This is a genomic window from Mycobacterium sp. SVM_VP21, from assembly GCA_024758765.1.
In the GTDB taxonomy this organism is placed as follows: Bacteria; Actinomycetota; Actinomycetes; order Mycobacteriales; family Mycobacteriaceae; genus Mycobacterium; species Mycobacterium heraklionense_C.
Genome location: CP101406.1, coordinates 4,098,245 through 4,116,701, shown reverse-complemented (window position 1 = coordinate 4,116,701; position 18,457 = coordinate 4,098,245). Strand labels below are relative to the sequence as shown.

Here is an 18,457-nt window from a genome sequence, read left to right as displayed (position 1 = left end):
GGCTGGCCCCGATGTTCTCCGCGTGCCGAGCCGAGGGCCGCGCCGCGCTGATCGGCTATCTACCGACCGGCTACCCGGACGTGCCGGGCTCCATCGCCGCGTTGACCACCCTCGTCGAATCCGGTTGTGACCTCATCGAAGTCGGCGTGCCCTATTCCGATCCCGGAATGGACGGCCCGACCATCGCACGCGCCACCGAGACCGCCCTGCAGGGCGGAGTGCGGGTGCGCGACACGCTGACCGCGGTGGAGGCCATCACAAAGGCCGGCGGACGTGCCGTGGTGATGACGTACTGGAACCCGGTGCTGCGTTACGGCGTCGACGCGTTTGCTCGCGACCTGGCATCGGCCGGTGGGCTGGGTCTGATCACCCCGGACCTGATCGTCGACGAGGCAGATGACTGGCTGGCCGCCTCCGAACAGCACGCACTGGATCGGATCTTCCTGGTGGCGCCTTCCTCGACGCCGCAGCGACTGTCCGAGACCGTCAAAGCGACCAGCGGATTTGTCTACGCCGCCTCCACGATGGGTGTCACCGGCGCCCGCAACACGGTATCGAACGCGGCGCCGGAACTGGTGGCCAGGGTGCGCGAGGTCTCCGACATTCCCGTCGGCGTGGGGCTGGGCGTGCGCTCGGGCGCGCAGGCCGCCGAGATCGGTGCCTACACCGACGGCGTCATCGTCGGTTCGGCTCTGGTCACCGCACTCGCCGATGGTCTGGCCGAGCTTCGGGCGTTGACGCAAGAGCTTGCTTCGGGTGTGCGGCAAAAGGTTTCAACGCAATGACGTTGGATTGGCTGACCTATTTCCCCAGTCCCGCCCGCGGTGTCTGGCACCTCGGACCGGTGCCGATCCGGGCCTACGCGCTGTGCATCATCATCGGCATCGTCGTCGCCCTGCTCCTCGGCGATCGCCGGTGGCGGGCCCGTGGCGGCGAACCGGGCGTCATCTATGACATCGCGTTGTGGGCGGTGCCGTTCGGGCTGATCGGTGGTCGGCTCTATCACCTGATGACCGACTGGCGGACCTACTTCGGTGAGGGCGGCGTCGGATGGGAAGCGACGCCACGGATCTGGGATGGCGGCCTGGGAATCTGGGGCGCGGTGGCCCTCGGTGGGGTCGGTGCGTGGATCGGCTGCCGTCGCCACGGGATCTCCCTGCCGGCGTTCGGTGACGCCGTCGCGCCCGGGATCGTGTTGGCGCAGGCGATCGGGCGGATCGGGAACTACTTCAATCAGGAGCTCTACGGCCGGGAGACAACGCTGCCGTGGGGCCTGGAGATCTTCTGGCGCGAAGACGCCGCCGGGGTCCGCGACCCACACCTGCTTGACGGGGTGTCGACCGGCGAGCTCTACAAGATCGTCCAACCCACGTTCTTGTACGAATTGTTGTGGAACCTCGTGGTGTTCCTCGTGCTGATCTACGCCGACCGACGGTTCCGGATGGGGCACGGACGGTTGTTCGCGCTCTACGTCGCCGGCTACTGCATCGGCCGGTTCGGCATTGAGCTGCTGCGTGACGATGCGGCGACCCATATCGCCGGTATTCGGGTCAACTCGTTCACGTCGACGTTCGTCTTCATCGGAGCGGTGGTATACATCCTGCTCGCAACCAAGGGTCGCGAACATCCCGAAGCCATCCGTCGAGCTTGGCAACCCGAGGAGACCGCCGACCAAGACGCTGCTGTAGAGGCGGAGCCCGAAGTCGAGCCCCACGAAGAGCCCGAAGAGTCCGACGACAAAGAGCTGGTGGCGGCCGGCGTCGCCAACGGCGTCGGCTCAGTGGTTCGGGTGCCGAAAAGGCTTACCGGTGAAGCCGATTCAGCGGATGCCGGCGACGCCGAGCCCGAGGCTTCCGACGAGGAAGAGTCGGAGGCCCAGGACGGCGGCGACGCCAACGAGGAAGCCCCCGTTGAGGACGCCGACGAGGCCGACGAGAAGGCCGAGGACGGCGGCGACGAGGAGCTAGCCGAGGCCGAGCCGGCTGACGACGCTGAGGACTCCGCGGAGCCGGAGGTCACGCAGGAGGATGCAGCCGAGGAGTCGGCCGAGCCCGAAGCGGTGACGGACGTCGACGAAGACGAAGCGGTTGATTCCGAGCCGGACAGCGACGTCGCAGAAGAATCCGACGACTCTGAGGACGCCGAACACCTCGACGATCCCGTTGACGAGGTGGCCGACGAACCCGAAGCCGTCGAAGCCGATTCGGAGGAGTCGGACGAACCGGTTGACCGAGACGACTCGGATGAGTCGGGCGAATCCGAAGAACCGGACGTCTCGGACGAGGCTGACCAGCACTGACAGCGGGCTAGACGTCCTACCCGCCGCCGCCCTATTCGCCGGGGGCGAAAGTCACCGCGGCACTGTTGCAGCTGTTGGCGTTCTTCGGATTCCTGGGGTTCGGTCGCGTACATCTGCGCCACACCGGGCTGGGCCTGGTGCGGTCGACCGCTGCGCGACGGCACCTGACCGACCGGCGCACCCGTGCGTCACACGGTTTTTCGTTGGCGGCAACCATTCCTGAGGGAGTCGACTCAGCCGGCCCGACTATGCTGGCGCCGTGAATAGACGCGGAAAGATCGTCTGCACTCTTGGTCCCGTGACTCACTCCGCGGAGATGGTCCGGGCACTGGTCGACGCGGGCATGGACGTGGCCCGCCTGAACTTCAGCCACGGTGATCACAAAGACCACCAGGCGTCCTACGAGTGGGTGCGTGCCGCCTCGGATGCGACCGGCCGGGCGGTCGGTGTGCTTGCCGACCTGCAGGGCCCCAAGATCCGGTTGGGGCGTTTCGCCGACGGACCCGTTTACTGGGCCAACGGTGAGACGGTGCGGATCACCGTCTCCGACTGCCCCGGCGACCACGACCGGGTGTCGACCACCTACAAGCAGTTGGCCGCTGATGCCGCTCCGGGCGACCGGGTGCTGGTCGACGACGGCAAGGTCGGCCTGGTGGTGGAACACATCGACGGTGACGACGTGGTCTGCACGGTCACCGAGGGCGGTCCGGTCAGCAACCACAAGGGCATTTCGCTGCCCGGCATGAACGTCTCCGCGCCGGCGCTGTCCGAGAAGGACATCGAGGACCTGGAGTTCGCGCTGGAGCTCGGCGTCGACATCGTGGCGCTGTCGTTCGTGCGCTCGCCGTCGGACGTGGAACTGGTGCACGAGGTGATGGACCGGGTCGGCCGTCGCGTCCCGGTGATCGCCAAGATGGAGAAGCCGGAGGCCATCGAGAATCTCGAGGCCGTGGTCCTGGCCTTTGACGCGGTCATGGTGGCTCGCGGTGACCTAGGTGTGGAACTGGCACTCGAAGAGGTGCCGCTGGTGCAGAAGCGCGTCATCCAGGTGGCACGCGAGAACGCGCGCCCGGTGATCGTGGCGACCCAGATGCTGGAGTCCATGATCGAGAACTTCCGGCCCACTCGGGCGGAGGCCTCCGACGTGGCCAACGCGGTGCTCGACGGCGCCGACGCGGTGATGCTGTCCGGGGAGACCGCGGTGGGCAAGCACGCCCTGGATGCCGTGCGCACCATGAGCCGGATCATCTGCGCGGTGGAGCAGAACTCCACGGCGGCACCGCCGTTGACGCACGTGCCGCGTACCAAGCGGGGCGTGATCTCGTTCGCGGCACGCGAGATCGGTGAACGCCTGGATGCCAAGGCATTGGTGGCGTTCACCCAATCGGGTGACACCGTGCGGCGGCTGGCCCGACTGCACACCCCGCTGCCGTTGCTGGCGTTCACCGCACTGCCCGAGATCCGCAGCCAGTTGGCGATGACCTGGGGGACTGAGACTTTCATCGTCCCGCAGGCACACACGACCGACGGGATGATCCGCCAGGTGGACAAGGCGCTGCTCGACCTGGGTCGTTACGAGCGCGGTGATCTGATGGTGATCGTCGCGGGCGCTCCGCCGGGAACCGAGGGCTCGACCAACATGATCCACGTGCACCGTCTCGGGGAGGACGACATCTAGTGACGGCCGAGCCGAACACGGATCTCGAGGAGCTGCTGGCCGTACTGGATCTCAAGAGTGCCGATGACGACGTGTTCGTCGGATCGCACCCGAGCAAGACGCCGTTGCGCACGTTCGGCGGCCAGTTGATGGCGCAGTCGTTCGTCGCCGCCAGCCGCACCGTGGCCGAGCACCTGCCGCCCGGTGCACTGTCGGTCCACTTCATCAACGGTGGTGATCCGGCCCGCGACATCGAATTCCGGGTGCACCGGCTGCGCGACGAACGCCGGTTCGCCAACCGCCGCGTCGACGCGCTGCAGGGTGACACTTTGATCGCGACGTCGATGGTCTCCTACCTCTCCGGGGGGAGCGGGCTGGAGCACAGCATCGAGGCGCCCACGGTCGCCGAGCCCGAGTCGTTGCCCCGACTGCGCGAACTGCTCAACGGCTACGAGGAAGTCGTCCCGGGCTTCGTCAAGGCGCCGCACCCGATCGAGTGGCGCTACACCAACGACCCGGCCTGGGTGATGCGCAACAAGGGTGGTCAACTGGGCCACAACCGAGTCTGGGTCAAGGCCGACGGGGTTATCCCCGAGGACCCCGTGCTGCACACCGCGATGATGGTCTATTCGTCGGACACCACGGTGCTCGACTCGATCATCACCACCCACGGGCTGTCATGGGGCTTCGACCGGATCTTCGCGGCCAGTGCCAACCACACGCTGTGGTTTCACCGGCCGATTCGGTTCGACGACTGGGTGCTGTACGCGACATCGTCGCCGGTGGCGGCGGACTCCCGCGGTTTGGGCACCGGACACTTCTTCGACCGATCCGGGCAACTGTTAGCCACCGTCACGCAAGAAGGCGTGCTGAAGTACTTCCCGAGCTCGAAGCGCTGATATAGATCGCTGGCGGGAACCTGCGTCGCCCGGCTGCGCCGCGCTCGCAGTTCCCGCTAGGCCGGCATCAGCGCGGAGTCGGATTCCTCCTGCACCATGGGTGCGTCGGCACCGCTGCCGAAGGTGTTCTCGAAGTGCTCACGGAACCGTTCGGTGCACTGCTGCTGGGCGTCGGTGTCCGAACCGGCCTTCGACATGCACGCCACGTAGTCGCCGGCGCCGGCGGTCCGCCAGATGCCGACGTAGACGAAGATGCAGCCGATACCGGCGATCACCGCCAGCGCACCCAACACGATCCCAGCAAGAGCGACGCCGCCGTTGTCGGCCTCGCCGCGCTTGGCGCGGCCACGGCCGATGATGCCGAGCACCACCGCTGCCAGGCCTAATCCCACGCCACCGATCACCGACAACGCGGTCACGATGCCGGCGATCGCCACGATCAGGGCCGCGATGCCCACACCATTCTTGAGCACTGGAGGCGCCGCAGGCGGCGGGTAGCCGGGGTATTGCCCGGGCGCCGGATAGGAGTAGGGATAGCCCGGCGGCGGGGGATAGCTGGGACCGGGTGACGGCCAGGATTGCTGAGACTCAGGCGATAGCGAGGGCATGCCGGACTCGGGCATTGAGCAGACTCCAGATCAGAGCTTCACGCAGGTATCAAAATAGGTCAGAACCCAAGGGTACCCGCGACTGGGCGAACAGGCCGCGGTCCGTCTGTCTCGGCTACCCTTCCGACAGCGCGGTAGCGACGTTGTGGGATGCGCTCCGAATCTTGAGCGCGGTGACGATCTCGACGATGCCGATGACGATCAGCCAGCTGCCAACGACCAACGCCAGCACCCACAGCGACGCGAACGGTGACGCCAAAGTCACCAGACCAGCCAACAGGCTGACCACGCCCATGAAGATCTGCCAGCCCCGGCCCGGCAGCGCCGGGTCGCTGATGGCCGCCACGGCGGTCGCCACCCCGCGGAAGATGAAGCCGACCGCGACCCAGATGGCCAGCAGCAACACCGCCAGGGCTTCTTCGTCGGAGTTGAAGTGACGGAAACACAGGACCGCCAGAATCACCGACGCGGTGCCACTGAGGAACAGCAACACCCGTCCGCCGGCAGACATGACGGGCAGGCTGAAAGCGAAGATCAACTGCGCGATGCCGGTGACGACCAGATACACACCGAACAGCACAGCAGCGGCGAGGATGGACCGTCCCGGCCAGACCAAGACCAGTACGCCCAAGACGAGGGCCAAGACACCAGAAACTAGTGTCGACTTCCACAGATTCGGCAGCAGGTTCGAAACCGATGTTTCCATGGCCGCAGTCTGGCACAGATGTCGCTTTCCGGCCGGGTATTGGTCCTCTTCAGCGACCGGAGACGACCTGCATGGTCTGCCTCGCATAGATCTCGGCTAGGAATTGCTCGACGGCTACCGCTGTATGCGCAGCCCGGGGCGAGCCGAAGATGTCGAAAGCATGCTGGGCCAAGGGCAACTCGGCATAGACCACCGGGCTCGTGCTGGCTTCCCGTAGCCGGTCGGCAAATGCGCGGCCCTGCTCCACCGGCACCAACGAATCATTGGTTCCGTGCAGCACGAAAAAGGGTGGCGCCTCTGCAGATAAGTACGTCATCGGGGACGCGTCGCGGTAGGTGTCGGGGAAGCGCCGCCGGCTCTGCTTGAACACGTAGGCCCCCAATGCCGGCGTCAGCAACGGGTGCAATCCGGTCTCGCCGGTGAAGTCGTAGATCCCGTAGAACGGGACCGCCGCCCGCACGCTGGTATCGGCGTCGGCGAAACCCGGCTGGAAACGCGGATCGTTGGCGGTCAGCGCGGTCAGGGCGCACAGGTGACCACCTGCGGAGCCTCCGGTCACCGCGACCCAATCCGGGTCGCCGCCATAGTCGGCGATGTGCGCCTTGGTCCACGCCAGGGCGCGCTTGACGTCGATGATGTGGTCGGGCCAGGTGGAGCGTGGGCTCAGCCGGTAGTTGATCGACACACACACCCAACCGCGTTCCACCAGGTGGGACATCAGCGGATGTGCTTGGCCGCGTTTGCTTCCCACCATCCAGGCCCCGCCGGGAATCTGCAGCAGAACCGGTGCGCGACCATCGCGGGGGAGGTCGCGATGCCGCCACACATCGAGGGTGTTGCGGCCGCCGTATTCGCCGTAAGGGATGTCGGAGTCGGTGGCATAGTCCTGGTAGACCCGCATCATGCGCACCACACCGGGTGCCTTGGCGATTTCCGCGTCCGGGCCCGGCCGCTTCCACAGGTCCCGGCTTTCGGTGCGTCGTCCCGCACCGAGTTCGGCGTCCAGTGCCGCGGTCAGCGGCTTATTGGCGGTACGCCCGGCGTAGTTCAGCCCCAACAGGCCCAGCCACGAGATCGCCGACAGCAGCCAGGTGGTCCGCCGAGCCCGCGGTGACAGCCGCCGGCTCACCGCCGCCAACGCCGCGGACTGGCCGGCGATGAGCTGCAACGGCAGCTCCGAAGCGAACAGGCCGAAGGCAAATGCGTACAGCGACGGATAACCGCGCTTGGTCAGCGGGCGATACCCGTTGAGGGTGGTGGCCAGACCGGCCAGCGAACCGAGCACGGCCAAAAGCCTTCGCATTGCGCTCCTTAGCGTTGTGGGACGACCTGCTTTCGGCACCCTACCGAAGCCGGCCGAAGGGCCCGGTCTGTGCGGCGGTCCCAGCTTCGCCTCTCCTGCGTCGAGGCTCGCTGAACCACCCGGTCTGTGCGGCGGTCCCAGCTTCGCCTCTCCTGCGTCGAGGCTCGCTGAACCACCGGGTCAGCCCGCTGGGGTCGCCGACAGAGATCGGGGCGCCGGGCCGTGGGAGGTCGGGGTACGGGCGTTGACCAGAAACCAGGTGCGCATGACGCCCTTGCCCTTGACGTCGACGTCGCCGCGCTCCTCGAACACGAAGTCGTCGTTGAGTCGCTCGTGGACCGCTTGCGGCACCTGGATGCGGTCCTGCGCGCCGGTCGACTCCATCCGGGAGGCGAGGTTCACCGCGTCGCCCCACACGTCGTAGAAGAACCGGCGGTTGCCGACCACGCCGGCCACTACCGGCCCGGTGGCCAGCCCGATCCGCAGCGACACCGGCCGGCCCAACGGATCGCGCAGCTCGGCGACGGTGGCGGCGATGTCGAGCGCCAGCCGCGCCAGCGCATGCAGATGATCCGGTCTGGGGTCGGGAACTCCACTGACCACCATGTAGGAGTCACCACTGGTCTTGATCTTCTCCAGGCCGTGCTGATCGACGAGCCGGTCCAGCCCGCTGTAGAGCTCGTTGAGGAACTCGACCAGCTGGCCCGGGTCGGTCTGGCTGGCCCGTCGGGTGAAGTCGGCGATGTCGGCGAACAGCACCGAGGCGTCCGGGTAGCTGTCGGCGATCACGTCCACCGCCGGGTTCTTCAGGCGATCGGCGACCGCCGTGGGCAAGATGTTGGCCAGCAGGGCCTCGGACCGTTCGTATTCAGCCTCCATCGCCGCTTCGGCGTGGGAGATCTCGCGCAGCGCGAACCAGACCGTGGCGACCACCATGAAGCATGCCGAGACGACCACCAGCACGTAGGACAGGTTGTGCAGCCACGCCGGCTGGTGCAGGTTGTCGGCGGGAACTGTGAACTGCAGGGCGATGGTCAGCGCCGCACCGATGCCGGCGACGACGGCGGCCAGCTTGATCCGGTCCACACCCAGAATCAGCACGCTGATCGAGGCCGCAGCTAGGAAGTACAACTGCATGCCCGACCCCGTTCCCACCACCCAGCAGACGACGGACGTCGTCAGATAGGCGATGGCGACGAAGGTCAGCGGTGCGATCAGCTCGCCGTAGCGGTAGAGCAGCGGGGTCAGGGCCAGGGCGGCGGCGGCCACCAGGTTGAGGGCACCGATCCACCAGTAGGTGGGGTCGGCCCAGATCTCCAGCATTCCCCAGCCCGCACTGATGGTCGCGGCCAGCGCCGCGGACACCTTGAGGATCCGCAGCCGCTGCGACAGTCGCGCCGCGTAATGGCGGGTCCGGGCCGGTATGCAATGGGTGCGCCGGTAGGGGCTCTGGGCCTCGGCCGGCACCGCGAGGAACCGCTTGACGGACACAAGCGACAGCCTAATCCGGTGAGCTGGGCCGTTGGTGGTTTCACCAGGTCGGAGGCTTGCGTCTAGGGTCAGCGCTCATGGTGATGCGTTCCATCGCGCTGTTCGTGTTGGCTGCCGTCGCCGAGATCGGCGGGGCCTGGCTGGTGTGGCAGGGAGTGCGAGAGCACCGCGGCCTGCTGTGGGCCGGCGCCGGGGTGATCGCCCTGGGGCTCTATGGCTTCGTGGCCACGCTGCAGCCCGACGCCCAGTTCGGCCGGATCTTGGCCGCCTACGGTGGGGTGTTCGTCGCCGGCTCGCTGGCGTGGGGGATGGCGTTCGACGGGTTCCGGCCCGACCGTGCTGACGTCCTGGGTGCGCTGATCTGTCTGATCGGGGTGGGCGTGATCATGTATTCGCCGCGCTGATCTCGATGCGAGCGGTGGTGAGTCGAGAAAAGATGTCGGTGGCGGTGGCGGTGGCGGTGACGGGGTCCGGGTCATGAGAAGAATTCGCATGGTGTTGGTCGATGCGGCGGCGGCGATCGCCGCCGCGGTCGGGACACCTCCCTCGTGGGCGGTACCGGGCATTCCGGGTAGAGAGGATGCGCACTGCCACAGCTACACGACGACCGCCCCTTAAGGCGGAACCGGCGAAAATCCGGCACCAGGACCGCCTTTGGCGTTGACGTCGTTCAGGATCGCGCTGAATAAGGTGAAACCGATATGGGTGCTCATCTCGGGAATCGGGCCAAGAACAGCGGTAGTCGAGCCCGTGCGGGTCATGCCGACGAGCTGGCCATTGACGGTCACCGGTGCCCCGTCGTCGCCTGGTTGCCACGCCGGTACGTTAGCTGCGACGAACCCCGGCTTGGGGCCTCCGAACTTAAAGGTGCCGCAGCCGAAACCGGTAGCGCCGCCTTGTGTGCACACCGGCTGTCCAAAGCGGTTGGGGTCTGGACCGATGCCGTTGATTGGGAACCCGGCGAAATTTGCGGTCGGGGCTACCTTGGCCGGGTCGAACTTGATTACCGCGTAGCCCAAGTCATTGTTGGCGTCGACCACGGTTCCGACGCCGGCAGGTCCGCCTTCGATGTCGACCGGGCTATTGGGACCCCCGCAACTTGATGCGGTCAATCCAAGCAGCCCGCCGGAGTAGTCGTGACCAATCGTGGTCAATGTGCAGTAAGTGCCGTCGACCATTATTCCTGCGCCGCCGCCGAGCAGTGCTGGGCTGTCTGCTGCGGCGATACCGGTCGCTGCGCTTATCAGAACGATCACAGCGGCAAGAATCGCCGCGAACCTTGCGACCATGCGCAGGGCTACAGCCCGATCGATGACGACAGGTCGGCAAACATCGACGGGTCAATAGCAGACGCGGGGTCGAAACCAGAGGCGAGGTCTCCGATCGAGGTGAAATCACCACCGGTCAGGAAGTGAGCCCCAAGGTCGATGAATTCCGACTGGATAGTCGATCCGATGGCGTCGTACTCGGGTCCCGAGATGCCGATCATCGCCGCAGTGATATCTGCCGTTGAACCGCTGCCGACTACGTTCCCCACGGCTTGGTCCGCGGCGAGTGCAGCCTCACTGGCTTGATCCCAGCTTTGATTCACGCTGGTGAACAGCGGGGTCAAAAGTTCGGACAGTGCACCATTGTCGTAGGACGACAGCGCTGCCTCCGCCGATCCCACGTTTGCAATGTTCTGCAACGTGCTGTCGTCAAACTGTATTGCGGTGGCCAACGCCGGCGCATATTGACCGAAGCTGCTGGCGGGAAGCTCGGACAATAGGTGGTTGGCGTCGATGTAGTTTGTGGTTGCGTCGCTTAACAAGCCAGCCGGGGTAGTGCCGGTTACGGAGGAAGCAAGGGCCGTACTGTCGGCGCCGGTCGCTATACCCGCTGGCACGGTGATGGGTTCCACCTTGGGGAATCCTACGAACAGGGTCGTGAACTCGGCATTGAGTTCGGCGGGGAGGACTTGAAAAATCTCAGTGCCGGCCAGATTAAGTCTGTCGAAGTATCCGGTTACTTCACCAGACAGGGTGGCCCCCGTCGCGTAGTCGCCCGCGTCAGCGGCATTGACGGAGGCGTTCACCGCTGAGAGCAGATCGCCGGAGGCCGTGGCGAGTTGGTTGTCGGCAGCGGCGAGCTGCGGGTTGGTTTGCAGAGTTTCAGATAGCCCGTCCTGTTGAGACTGAATTTGCGAGACCAGGTCGGCTTGGTTGTGCAGATCCGATACTTCAACTCCTATATTCGCCGCCTGATGTGCTGGAAGCAGCGAAGCATCGATACCGGAATAGCGGGTGGCAGCATCGTTGAAGTTGCCCTCAGCCTGAGTCAACGGGTCATCAATGGAATCGGCGCGGGCCGCCGGCATTCCGGCGGCTCCGATCATCGCCGCAGCGACCGCTGCTCCACCCGCCAAAGTCACACCGGCAGCCCAACGTTGGGCATTGTTGGCCATCGGGTCCCCTCCATTGCTTGCGCGCGAACCTGAGCCGGAATTGAGGCATTACGAAGGTTGACTGAGCTTAGGCCAGCTTCCTCAGGGATCAAGTTGACGCGGCTGTCCTCCAAGCAAATTCCCAGCGGTCGAAGGTTGCCCGCACACGCGACGGACTTGTCCGGTTACGGTGACGCGGCGGCCGCTTGGTTCATCAGCCGCATTATTTGTCTATCTCGATTGACTATAAATAGTCTAGCGCTATAGACTAAGGTGGTGATCGCGCCGGCGCCGACACGAGAAATCGTCAAGCAGCTCAAGAGGGCGGGCTTCGCCTCGCGCCCCGGCAAAGGCAGCCACACCATGTGGACCTGCCCGCATGGCAACTACAGCGTCTCCCTGGCCGACGGACACCGCACCATTAGCCCGGGCGTCCGCCGCCAGGTCGACACCGCGATCCAGACCTGCTCCACCAACTGCAAGGAGGACTGACATGCACACCTACGACGTCGACGTCACCCGCGACGACAGGTGGTGGATGATCGACGTGCCAGAGCTCAACGGGCGCGTCGGCGCTGACGGTGCGGTCAACCTCAGCACCAGCACCCAGGCCCGCCGGCTCGCCGATGTGCCTGGCGAAGCGGTCGATTTCATCTGCACCGTGACGGACTCGGCACCTTCCGAGGTCGGCGTGACGATCGCGATCAGAGTCGAGGGGATCGACGTCACCGCCGCGGCCGAGAAGGTTGCCCGCGACAAAAAGCGGGCGGATCAGCTCGCAGCCGCCGCTCAGGAGGAGGCGCGCTGCCTTGCGCGTAGTCTCGCGGCGCACGGGGTCGCTGTCCGTGATGTCGGCGTGGTGCTGGGGGTGTCATTCCAGCGCGCCCAGCAGCTCATCTCCGCATAGCCGAAATACCGGTGGTTCCGTGGGTGCCCTCGGTGAGATTCGAACTGTTTTCGAGCCGCTGATCAGCGGGCCGGACACCCGTTTACCTGCACATTTACATCACAGCAGATCACCTGAGTTATCTGTAACTGTGGGCAGAATGTGGGCACGGCGTGGGCAGCTGGTCGACGAGGTTGACGAACAGATCAATCCGATTTCGACCGAGAGGAACACCAATGATCCAGACGCCACCCCACCATCCCCTTGATGTCGGGCCTGCCACACCCGCACCGGGCTGGTGCCTACCAGGCACTGAACCGGACTGGGTTGCATGCACCGCGGCGGCCGGCGGCGGGTATGCCTGCATGTGGAGTCGCAGTCTCGGTGACTGCTGCCTACACATCGGTTGCGAGGACGAGGTGGTTGCCGGCCGGGTGCTGCGGTCGGAACCGCGGATCTTCGGTACTGAGGAACCCGACAGCGGGTGGACGGCGCGGCAAGCGCGGGAGCTCGCGCGTCAGCTCGTCGCCGCCGCGGACCTGATCGACCAGGCGGCAGCACTGTGTGAGCCGCCCGGTCGTCCAGCTGGTCGATGACAGTGCGCGGGCACCTTACTGGTACGAGGACCGCCAGGTAGTACCAGACTTGCTTCCGGTGCGCGTGGTCGAGTGGCGAATCTGGCAGCGAGGCCAGTCTTTGTCGGGGCGCACTGTCGACGAGCGTGTCACCGCGGTTCTGCGCTGTGCTGAGTGGGCGAAAGCCGCCCCTGAGTCGATGCGGCCAGATCAGACCTCGGGATGGCTTGCTTCGGGCGACTGGTCCATGAACACACGGTGGACGTACTACACGGCCGTGGCGGCGTGGTTTCGGTGGCTCGCCACGATGGAGTACCGCGCCGACAACCCAATGGCGAAGGTAGGCCGGCCGAAGCGGCCTCGCGGCGAACCTCGCCCAGTCTCCGACGAGAACATTCGACGCCTGCTGCGCTCGCGGATGCATCGCCGAACTCGAGCAATGGTCCTCCTGGGCGCCATGGAGGGCTTACGCGCTCACGAGATCGCCAAGGTCAAGGGTGAGCACCTGGACTTGATCGACCGGACGATGATCGTGACCGGTAAGGGCGGCGTGACCGCAACTCTGCCGATCCATCATCTTGTCGTTGAGATCGCCTACCAGATGCCACGCAAGGGCCCATGGTTTCCGGGGCCCGATCGCGGCCACCAGCGGCGCGAGTCGGTATCGGGAACGATCAAGGATGCGATGGTGCGCGTCGGCGTACCCGGCTCAGCGCACTGTCTGCGGCATTGGTTCGGGACCGCCCCGGTTCGGGCCGGCGTCGATCTGCGCACCGTGCAGACGTTGATGCGGCACCAGAACCTCTCGTCGACAGCTGTCTACACCGCTATCGCAGACGAGCAGCGCGCCAAGGGGATTCAGCTGCTCGATCCGTTCGGCCTGGCAACAATGGAGCCGTCCAAGGTCGATGCAGGGACGACGATCGAGGATCTCCGAAGTCAAGCGGCCGAGCTGCTCGCTGCGGCCGAGCGACTGGAGGCGTCCGAGCGCAGGGAAATCAGGTAGGCGGCGGGGGTCGACGTACTACCGTTCAGACGTTACGCGAGAGAGGAAACGAGTCATGGCTGTCGATGATGACGCGACTCAGGAGGCACCGGCCGACGCGCCGTTGCCCACCACTGAGCTGGACCCGGCCGTGACCGCGGCAGCTGGCCCGGTGGCCTACAGCGACCACACCAGCAGCATGCCCGTCGTCGACTACCGGCCACCGCAGGTTCGGCCAGCATGGATCGTCGGGTTGGCGCTGCTCGCGGCCGGCGTGATGATGGCGACTGCGGCGTTCTTCCTCAGCCGCACCACCGCGCCACCGGAGCCGGCTGTCCCTGCACCGGCAGCCTCCACGACCCCTCCGCCGCCGGTCGCGGCGCCTCCGCCTGAGCCTGTCGCCCCGCCGCCGGTCGCCGCCGTGCCGCCGGCCCCACCAACAGCTGCAACGACGTCGGTGCCGCCGCTGGCTACACCGCAGGCGCGGATCGCCGAGCCGATCATCTGCTCACTGCACTACCAGTACCCGCAGATGCAACCGGTGGACCTGGCGTTGACCCTGGTCGACCGGGGCATCTACAACGACTACGACGAAGCCTCGTTGGTCGTCGGCCTGGTGCTCAAGGACGGCTGCCACGGAATCTGACGGTGATGCATAACCCATGCATAAACACCGTCAGAGCCCGTTGGTCGTTTGCTGGCGGGGCGACCAAGTTTGCTGGAGCTTGCTGGCGCGGCACGTTTTATGCATGGATATGCATGATGCATGCATGAATTAGGTTGGGGCCGAGTCGATCTCGGATCGCGATCCGAGCGCGCAGTGCGGTGGTGCTGTAGGGGCAACTGGTGGTTTCCTTTGCTTCCGGTGAGGGTTGGCGGCGGGCGCTGAGCGCTGTCCGGTGCTGTGACCGACCGATGGGAGGAGATGGCCCACGGCCGGTCCGGTCAGCTTCTGAGCGCCCTCCGCTACCCGGTTCTATGCCGCGGCGGTACCGACCGACACGACGCCGAGGGGCCGGTACACACTGACGCCGAACCGGCCCTCAACACGGCAGCGGAGGTAGTTCTTCGAGCAGTCGTCGGACACCGCATCCGACCAGCGGGTGTCGATGTTGCCATCGTGGTCGACGCTGACCGCGCTGCCGTCGAGCAGGACCGCCGTCTTGGCCGGCAGCACCGTGGACAAGACGGCCTGCACTCCCCACAGGCGGCGGGCGGTCGCATCGACCGGCACGCCGCGAACGTCGGTCGCCCCCTCGGTGACCGAGAGCAGCTCGACGGGCTTCCCAGTCTGTCGCGGAGATGATCAGCAGGTCGGCGCTCATGCCCTGCGATTCGAGCTTGGCGATGCCCTTGCGGATCGAGGTCAGGATGTCGGTGGCGAATGTCTGGGTCTGGATTCCCGAGGTTGCCAGGATGCCTCGCAGCGCTGGCGCGGTGCCGTTGCCGTTGACAACCTGGTTCTCGATGGCGACCTGCAGCCCGTAGAGCATTTCGTCGGCGACGAACTGCTCGAGGTTGGCGTTGTCGCTCAGTGCGTAGTGCGGGATCTGCTCGGACAGGTGCGCGATGACCTGCAGCTTGGCTTCTTTCTCGGGCCAAGGAGATCAAGGCCAGCGACAGCGGCGAGGCGACTACGCCGGTATTCCCGCGGGTGACCGCACATGCGTTGCGGCACACGGCGGCGTCTCTGGCGATCTCGGCCGGCGCGAACGTAAAGGTGGTGCAGCGGATGTTGGGGCACGCCTCGGCGGCCATGACCCTGGACGTTTACGCCGACCTATTCGACGACGATCTCACCGCTGTTGCCGACAAGTTAGACGAAAGTGTGGGCAAAATGTGGGCACGGAGGGCAGATATCGGCAGCTAGCTACCGCTAAAACCTCGTCTACCAGCCAATATGTCGATACAACTTGAGTGCCCTCGGTGAGATTCGAACTCACACTGCACGGGTTTTGAATCCGTTTCCTCTGCCAGTTGGGATACGAGGGCCCCGCGCTGACGCGCGGCTTCCTACCTTAGACGATGCCCCTCGGGGTTGCCCCAGCCGGCAGCCACGACAGAATAGGGGGATGACCGACCCGACGTCCGACAGCAGCCCACGCCCCACCCGACGGGTGCTGATCGCCGAGGATGAGGCGCTGATCCGGCTGGATCTCGCCGAGATGCTGCGCGAAGAAGGCTACGAGGTGGTGGGCGAGGCCGGCGACGGTCAAGAAGCCGTCGAGCTGGCCGAGCTGCTGCGCCCGGATCTGGTGATCCTCGACGTGAAGATGCCGCGCCGCGACGGCATCGACGCGGCCTCGGAGATCGCCGCCAAGCGGATCGCACCGATCGTCATCCTGACCGCGTTCAGCCAGCGCGACCTGGTCGAACGCGCCCGCGACGCCGGGGCGATGGCCTACCTGGTCAAGCCGTTCACCGCCGGTGACCTGGTCCCGGCCATCGAATTGGCGCTCAGCCGGGCCGAGGAGATCACCGCTTTGGAACGCGAGGTCAGCAACCTGTCCGACCAGCTGGAAACCCGCAAGCTCGTGGAGCGGGCCAAGGGCGTGCTGCAGACCGCGCACGGCTTCACCGAGCCCGAGGCCTTCAAGTGGATTCAGCGCGCGGCGATGGATAAGCGGACCACCATGCGGCAGGTGGCCGAAGTGGTGCTGGAAAACGTCGAGGCCCCGGTCAACCCACCGGCCTGACCGCCACGCCACCAGCGGAGCTGAGCCCCGCCGCGCTGGTTCAACCAGTACGCTCGATGACGTGCAGCGCAGAATCATGGGCATTGAGACTGAGTTCGGTGTCACCTGCACCTTCCACGGTCATCGGAGGTTGTCGCCCGACGAGGTGGCGCGCTACCTGTTCCGCCGGGTGGTGTCTTGGGGACGTAGCTCGAATGTGTTCCTGCGCAACGGAGCTCGGTTGTATCTGGATGTCGGCAGTCACCCCGAGTACGCCACCGCCGAGTGCGACAACCTGATTCAGCTGGTCACTCACGACCGGGCCGGTGAACGCGTACTCGAAGACCTGCTGATCGACGCCGAGCAGCGGCTGGCCGATGAGGGCATCGGCGGCGACATCTACCTGTTCAAGAACAACACCGATTCGGCCGGCAACTCCTACGGCTGCCACGAGAACTACCTGATCGTGCGGGCCGGGGAGTTCTCCCGGATCTCCGACGTGCTGCTGCCGTTCCTGGTCACCCGCCAGCTGATCTGCGGCGCCGGCAAGGTGCTGCAGACCCCCAAGGCCGCCACGTTCTGCCTGTCCCAGCGTGCCGAGCACATCTGGGAAGGCGTCTCGAGCGCCACCACCCGATCCCGGCCGATCATCAACACCCGCGACGAACCCCACGCCGACGCCGAGAAGTACCGGCGCCTGCACGTCATCGTCGGCGACTCCAACATGTCCGAGACCTCGACCCTGCTCAAGGTGGGCAGCGCGGCGCTGGTGCTGGAGATGATCGAGGCCGGGGTGTCCTTCCGGGACTTCTCGCTGGACAACCCGATCCGGGCGATCCGCGAGGTCAGCCACGACGTCACCGGCCGGCGCCCGGTACGCCTGGCCGGCGGACGCCAAGCCGGTGCTCTGGACATCCAGCGCGAGTACTACGGGCGGGCCGTGGAGTACGTCCAGACCCGAGCCAGCAACCCGCAGCTTGAGCAGGTCATCGATTTGTGGGGCCGCCAGCTCGACGCCGTCGAAACCCAGGACTTCGCCAAGGTGGACACCGAGATCGACTGGGTGATCAAGCGAAAGCTGTTCCAGCGCTACCAGGATCGCTACAACATGGAGCTGTCCGATCCCAAGATCGCCCAGTTGGACCTGGCCTATCACGACATCAAGCGCGGGCGCGGGGTGTTCGATCTGCTGCAGCGCAAGGGATTGGCCACCCGCGTCACCACCGACGAGGACGTCGACGAGGCCGTCGACACCCCGCCGCAGACCACCCGCGCCAAGCTGCGCGGCGAATTCATCAGTGCCGCACAGGCAGCCGGCCGCGACTTCACCGTCGATTGGGTGCACCTCAAGCTCAACGACCAGGCCCAGCGCACCGTGCTGTGCAAGGACCCCTTCCGGTCGGTCGACGAGCGGGTCAAGCGCCTGATCGCCAGCATGTAGCGCACCAGCGATGACTCAGCTCAGCGGCCTGGCCGCGCTCATCCCGCTAGGCATAGCGTTGGCCGGCTCACCGGCCGCGCACGCCGACAGCGTGGTCATCTGCCAGTTCAGGGTGGCAAAGCCGTTCGTCTACTCGGTCAACGGTGCCGACTACATGGGCAGCCGCGTCGACGTCAGCGATTGCCGGACCGATCTGCCCGGCACGCCGCTGACCCTGCAAATGCACTTGACCGCCTCCGGCGCGCCGCTGGAGTTGGCTGGTCCGTCGCACACCCTCACCTACTCCGAAACCCGTGCGGTGCACAACGGCGACAGCTTCTCGGTTGCGTTCCCCAACGACGAGCGGCTAATGCCGCTGTACCCGGGTGTCTACGGCGCCAAGATGACGGCTCGTACCGACCGTCCGGGCGAGCCACGCGCCGAAGACCCTGAATTCTCGGATTACCAGTGCAGCACCTGGGACTTCCCGGGAATGACATGCGCGCCGGCGACCCACAGTTGAATGACCAC

General features: G+C 65.9%; 19 protein-coding genes, 1 tRNA gene and 1 pseudogene. 13 read left to right on the top strand and 8 right to left on the bottom strand.

Annotation, left to right across the window (positions count from 1 at the left end):
• The first annotated feature begins 11 nt into the window (after window positions 1-11).
• The 4 genes from trpA (at window position 12) to NM962_19325 (ending at window position 4,855) form a co-directional block, all read left to right on the top strand.
• The gene (gene trpA / locus NM962_19340; protein UVO14835.1) at window positions 12-785 is read left to right on the top strand and encodes a tryptophan synthase subunit alpha; all 774 of its coding nucleotides are present in this window, start codon (window positions 12-14) and stop codon (window positions 783-785) included.
• The gene (gene lgt / locus NM962_19335) at window positions 782-2,299 is read left to right on the top strand and encodes a prolipoprotein diacylglyceryl transferase (protein UVO12033.1); all 1,518 of its coding nucleotides are present in this window, start codon (window positions 782-784) and stop codon (window positions 2,297-2,299) included. Before trpA ends, lgt begins: the two co-directional genes overlap by 4 nt.
• 259 nt (window positions 2,300-2,558) lie before the next feature.
• Window positions 2,559-3,977, top strand: coding sequence for a pyruvate kinase (gene pyk, locus NM962_19330; GenBank protein ID UVO12032.1), 1,419 nt, complete (start codon window positions 2,559-2,561; stop codon window positions 3,975-3,977).
• Window positions 3,977-4,855 (top strand): acyl-CoA thioesterase II, encoded by an 879-nt coding sequence (locus NM962_19325; protein ID UVO12031.1) that lies wholly within the window; start codon window positions 3,977-3,979, stop codon window positions 4,853-4,855. The genes pyk and NM962_19325 overlap by 1 nt, the downstream gene beginning before the upstream one ends.
• 56 nt (window positions 4,856-4,911) lie before the next feature.
• On the opposite strand, the gene NM962_19320 is transcribed toward NM962_19325, so the two are convergent.
• The 4 genes from NM962_19320 to NM962_19305 form a co-directional block, all read right to left on the bottom strand.
• The gene (locus NM962_19320) at window positions 4,912-5,478 is read right to left on the bottom strand and encodes a DUF4190 domain-containing protein (GenBank protein UVO12030.1); all 567 of its coding nucleotides are present in this window, start codon (window positions 5,476-5,478) and stop codon (window positions 4,912-4,914) included.
• Between the two features lie 100 nt (window positions 5,479-5,578).
• On the bottom strand, window positions 5,579-6,169 hold the full coding sequence (locus tag NM962_19315) for an HdeD family acid-resistance protein (GenBank protein ID UVO12029.1): 591 nt from the start codon (window positions 6,167-6,169) through the stop codon (window positions 5,579-5,581).
• A gap of 49 nt (window positions 6,170-6,218) precedes the next feature.
• On the bottom strand, window positions 6,219-7,472 hold the full coding sequence (locus NM962_19310; protein UVO12028.1) for an alpha/beta hydrolase: 1,254 nt from the start codon (window positions 7,470-7,472) through the stop codon (window positions 6,219-6,221).
• Window positions 7,473-7,652: 180 nt separating this feature from the next.
• Entirely contained in the window at window positions 7,653-8,963 is a 1,311-nt protein-coding gene (locus NM962_19305) for an adenylate/guanylate cyclase domain-containing protein (protein ID UVO12027.1), read from the bottom strand.
• A 77-nt stretch (window positions 8,964-9,040) separates the two neighbouring features.
• On the opposite strand from NM962_19305, the gene NM962_19300 reads away from it, so the two are divergent.
• A complete protein-coding gene (locus NM962_19300) occupies window positions 9,041-9,367 on the top strand; it encodes a YnfA family protein (GenBank protein ID UVO12026.1) in 327 nt (108 codons plus the stop codon).
• 210 nt (window positions 9,368-9,577) lie between these two features.
• Here the strand turns inward: NM962_19300 and NM962_19295 are convergent, their stop codons facing one another.
• A complete protein-coding gene (locus tag NM962_19295) occupies window positions 9,578-10,003 on the bottom strand; it encodes a S1 family peptidase (GenBank protein ID UVO12025.1) in 426 nt (141 codons plus the stop codon).
• Between the two features lie 257 nt (window positions 10,004-10,260).
• Entirely contained in the window at window positions 10,261-11,406 is a 1,146-nt protein-coding gene (locus tag NM962_19290) for a hypothetical protein (GenBank protein ID UVO12024.1), read from the bottom strand.
• A gap of 255 nt (window positions 11,407-11,661) precedes the next feature.
• Between NM962_19290 and NM962_19285 the strand changes: the two genes are divergently transcribed.
• The 4 genes from NM962_19285 to NM962_19270 all read left to right on the top strand — a co-directional run bounded on the left by NM962_19285 (window position 11,662) and on the right by NM962_19270 (window position 14,477).
• On the top strand, window positions 11,662-11,877 hold the full coding sequence (locus NM962_19285) for a type II toxin-antitoxin system HicA family toxin (protein UVO12023.1): 216 nt from the start codon (window positions 11,662-11,664) through the stop codon (window positions 11,875-11,877).
• A gap of 1 nt (window position 11,878) precedes the next feature.
• Window positions 11,879-12,292, top strand: a complete 414-nt coding sequence (locus NM962_19280) for a HicB family toxin-antitoxin system (GenBank protein UVO12022.1) — start codon at window positions 11,879-11,881, stop codon at window positions 12,290-12,292.
• A gap of 993 nt (window positions 12,293-13,285) precedes the next feature.
• Entirely contained in the window at window positions 13,286-13,852 is a 567-nt protein-coding gene (locus tag NM962_19275; protein UVO12021.1) for a site-specific integrase, read from the top strand.
• 55 nt (window positions 13,853-13,907) lie between these two features.
• The gene (locus NM962_19270) at window positions 13,908-14,477 is read left to right on the top strand and encodes a hypothetical protein (GenBank protein ID UVO12020.1); all 570 of its coding nucleotides are present in this window, start codon (window positions 13,908-13,910) and stop codon (window positions 14,475-14,477) included.
• A gap of 330 nt (window positions 14,478-14,807) precedes the next feature.
• Here the strand turns inward: NM962_19270 and NM962_19265 are convergent, their stop codons facing one another.
• Entirely contained in the window at window positions 14,808-15,065 is a 258-nt protein-coding gene (locus NM962_19265) for a hypothetical protein (protein ID UVO12019.1), read from the bottom strand.
• Window positions 15,066-15,479: 414 nt separating this feature from the next.
• Here NM962_19265 and NM962_19260 point away from each other — a divergent pair.
• Window positions 15,480-15,701: pseudogene (locus NM962_19260) on the top strand (tyrosine-type recombinase/integrase).
• A gap of 48 nt (window positions 15,702-15,749) precedes the next feature.
• Here the strand turns inward: NM962_19260 and NM962_19255 are convergent.
• Window positions 15,750-15,823, bottom strand: a tRNA-Leu gene (locus NM962_19255).
• Window positions 15,824-15,903: 80 nt separating this feature from the next.
• Here NM962_19255 and NM962_19250 point away from each other — a divergent pair.
• The 3 genes from NM962_19250 to NM962_19240 all read left to right on the top strand — a co-directional run bounded on the left by NM962_19250 (window position 15,904) and on the right by NM962_19240 (window position 18,449).
• Window positions 15,904-16,527, top strand: a complete 624-nt coding sequence (locus NM962_19250) for a response regulator (GenBank protein ID UVO12018.1) — start codon at window positions 15,904-15,906, stop codon at window positions 16,525-16,527.
• Between the two features lie 61 nt (window positions 16,528-16,588).
• Window positions 16,589-17,947: a Pup--protein ligase gene (gene pafA, locus NM962_19245; GenBank protein ID UVO12017.1), complete on the top strand. Its 1,359-nt coding sequence runs from the start codon at window positions 16,589-16,591 to the stop codon at window positions 17,945-17,947.
• A gap of 10 nt (window positions 17,948-17,957) precedes the next feature.
• A complete protein-coding gene (locus NM962_19240; protein UVO12016.1) occupies window positions 17,958-18,449 on the top strand; it encodes a hypothetical protein in 492 nt (163 codons plus the stop codon).
• Window positions 18,450-18,457 lie beyond the last annotated feature (8 nt).

What these genes read in the sequence shown, in the direction of transcription:
- NM962_19280 (UVO12022.1), top strand. Translation starts at nt 11,879, where the DNA reads ATGCACACCTACGACGTCGACGTCACCCGCGACGACAGGTGGTGGATG.
- trpA (UVO14835.1), top strand. Translation starts at nt 12, where the DNA reads ATGTTCTCCGCGTGCCGAGCCGAGGGCCGCGCCGCGCTGATCGGCTAT.
- NM962_19320 (UVO12030.1), bottom strand. Translation starts at nt 5,478, where the DNA reads ATGCCCGAGTCCGGCATGCCCTCGCTATCGCCTGAGTCTCAGCAATCC.
- NM962_19315 (UVO12029.1), bottom strand. Translation starts at nt 6,169, where the DNA reads ATGGAAACATCGGTTTCGAACCTGCTGCCGAATCTGTGGAAGTCGACA.
- NM962_19290 (UVO12024.1), bottom strand. Translation starts at nt 11,406, where the DNA reads ATGGCCAACAATGCCCAACGTTGGGCTGCCGGTGTGACTTTGGCGGGT.
- NM962_19240 (UVO12016.1), top strand. Translation starts at nt 17,958, where the DNA reads ATGACTCAGCTCAGCGGCCTGGCCGCGCTCATCCCGCTAGGCATAGCG.
- NM962_19310 (UVO12028.1), bottom strand. Translation starts at nt 7,472, where the DNA reads ATGCGAAGGCTTTTGGCCGTGCTCGGTTCGCTGGCCGGTCTGGCCACC.
- NM962_19250 (UVO12018.1), top strand. Translation starts at nt 15,904, where the DNA reads ATGACCGACCCGACGTCCGACAGCAGCCCACGCCCCACCCGACGGGTG.
- NM962_19300 (UVO12026.1), top strand. Translation starts at nt 9,041, where the DNA reads ATGGTGATGCGTTCCATCGCGCTGTTCGTGTTGGCTGCCGTCGCCGAG.
- NM962_19270 (UVO12020.1), top strand. Translation starts at nt 13,908, where the DNA reads ATGGCTGTCGATGATGACGCGACTCAGGAGGCACCGGCCGACGCGCCG.
- lgt (UVO12033.1), top strand. Translation starts at nt 782, where the DNA reads ATGACGTTGGATTGGCTGACCTATTTCCCCAGTCCCGCCCGCGGTGTC.
- NM962_19275 (UVO12021.1), top strand. Translation starts at nt 13,286, where the DNA reads ATGGTCCTCCTGGGCGCCATGGAGGGCTTACGCGCTCACGAGATCGCC.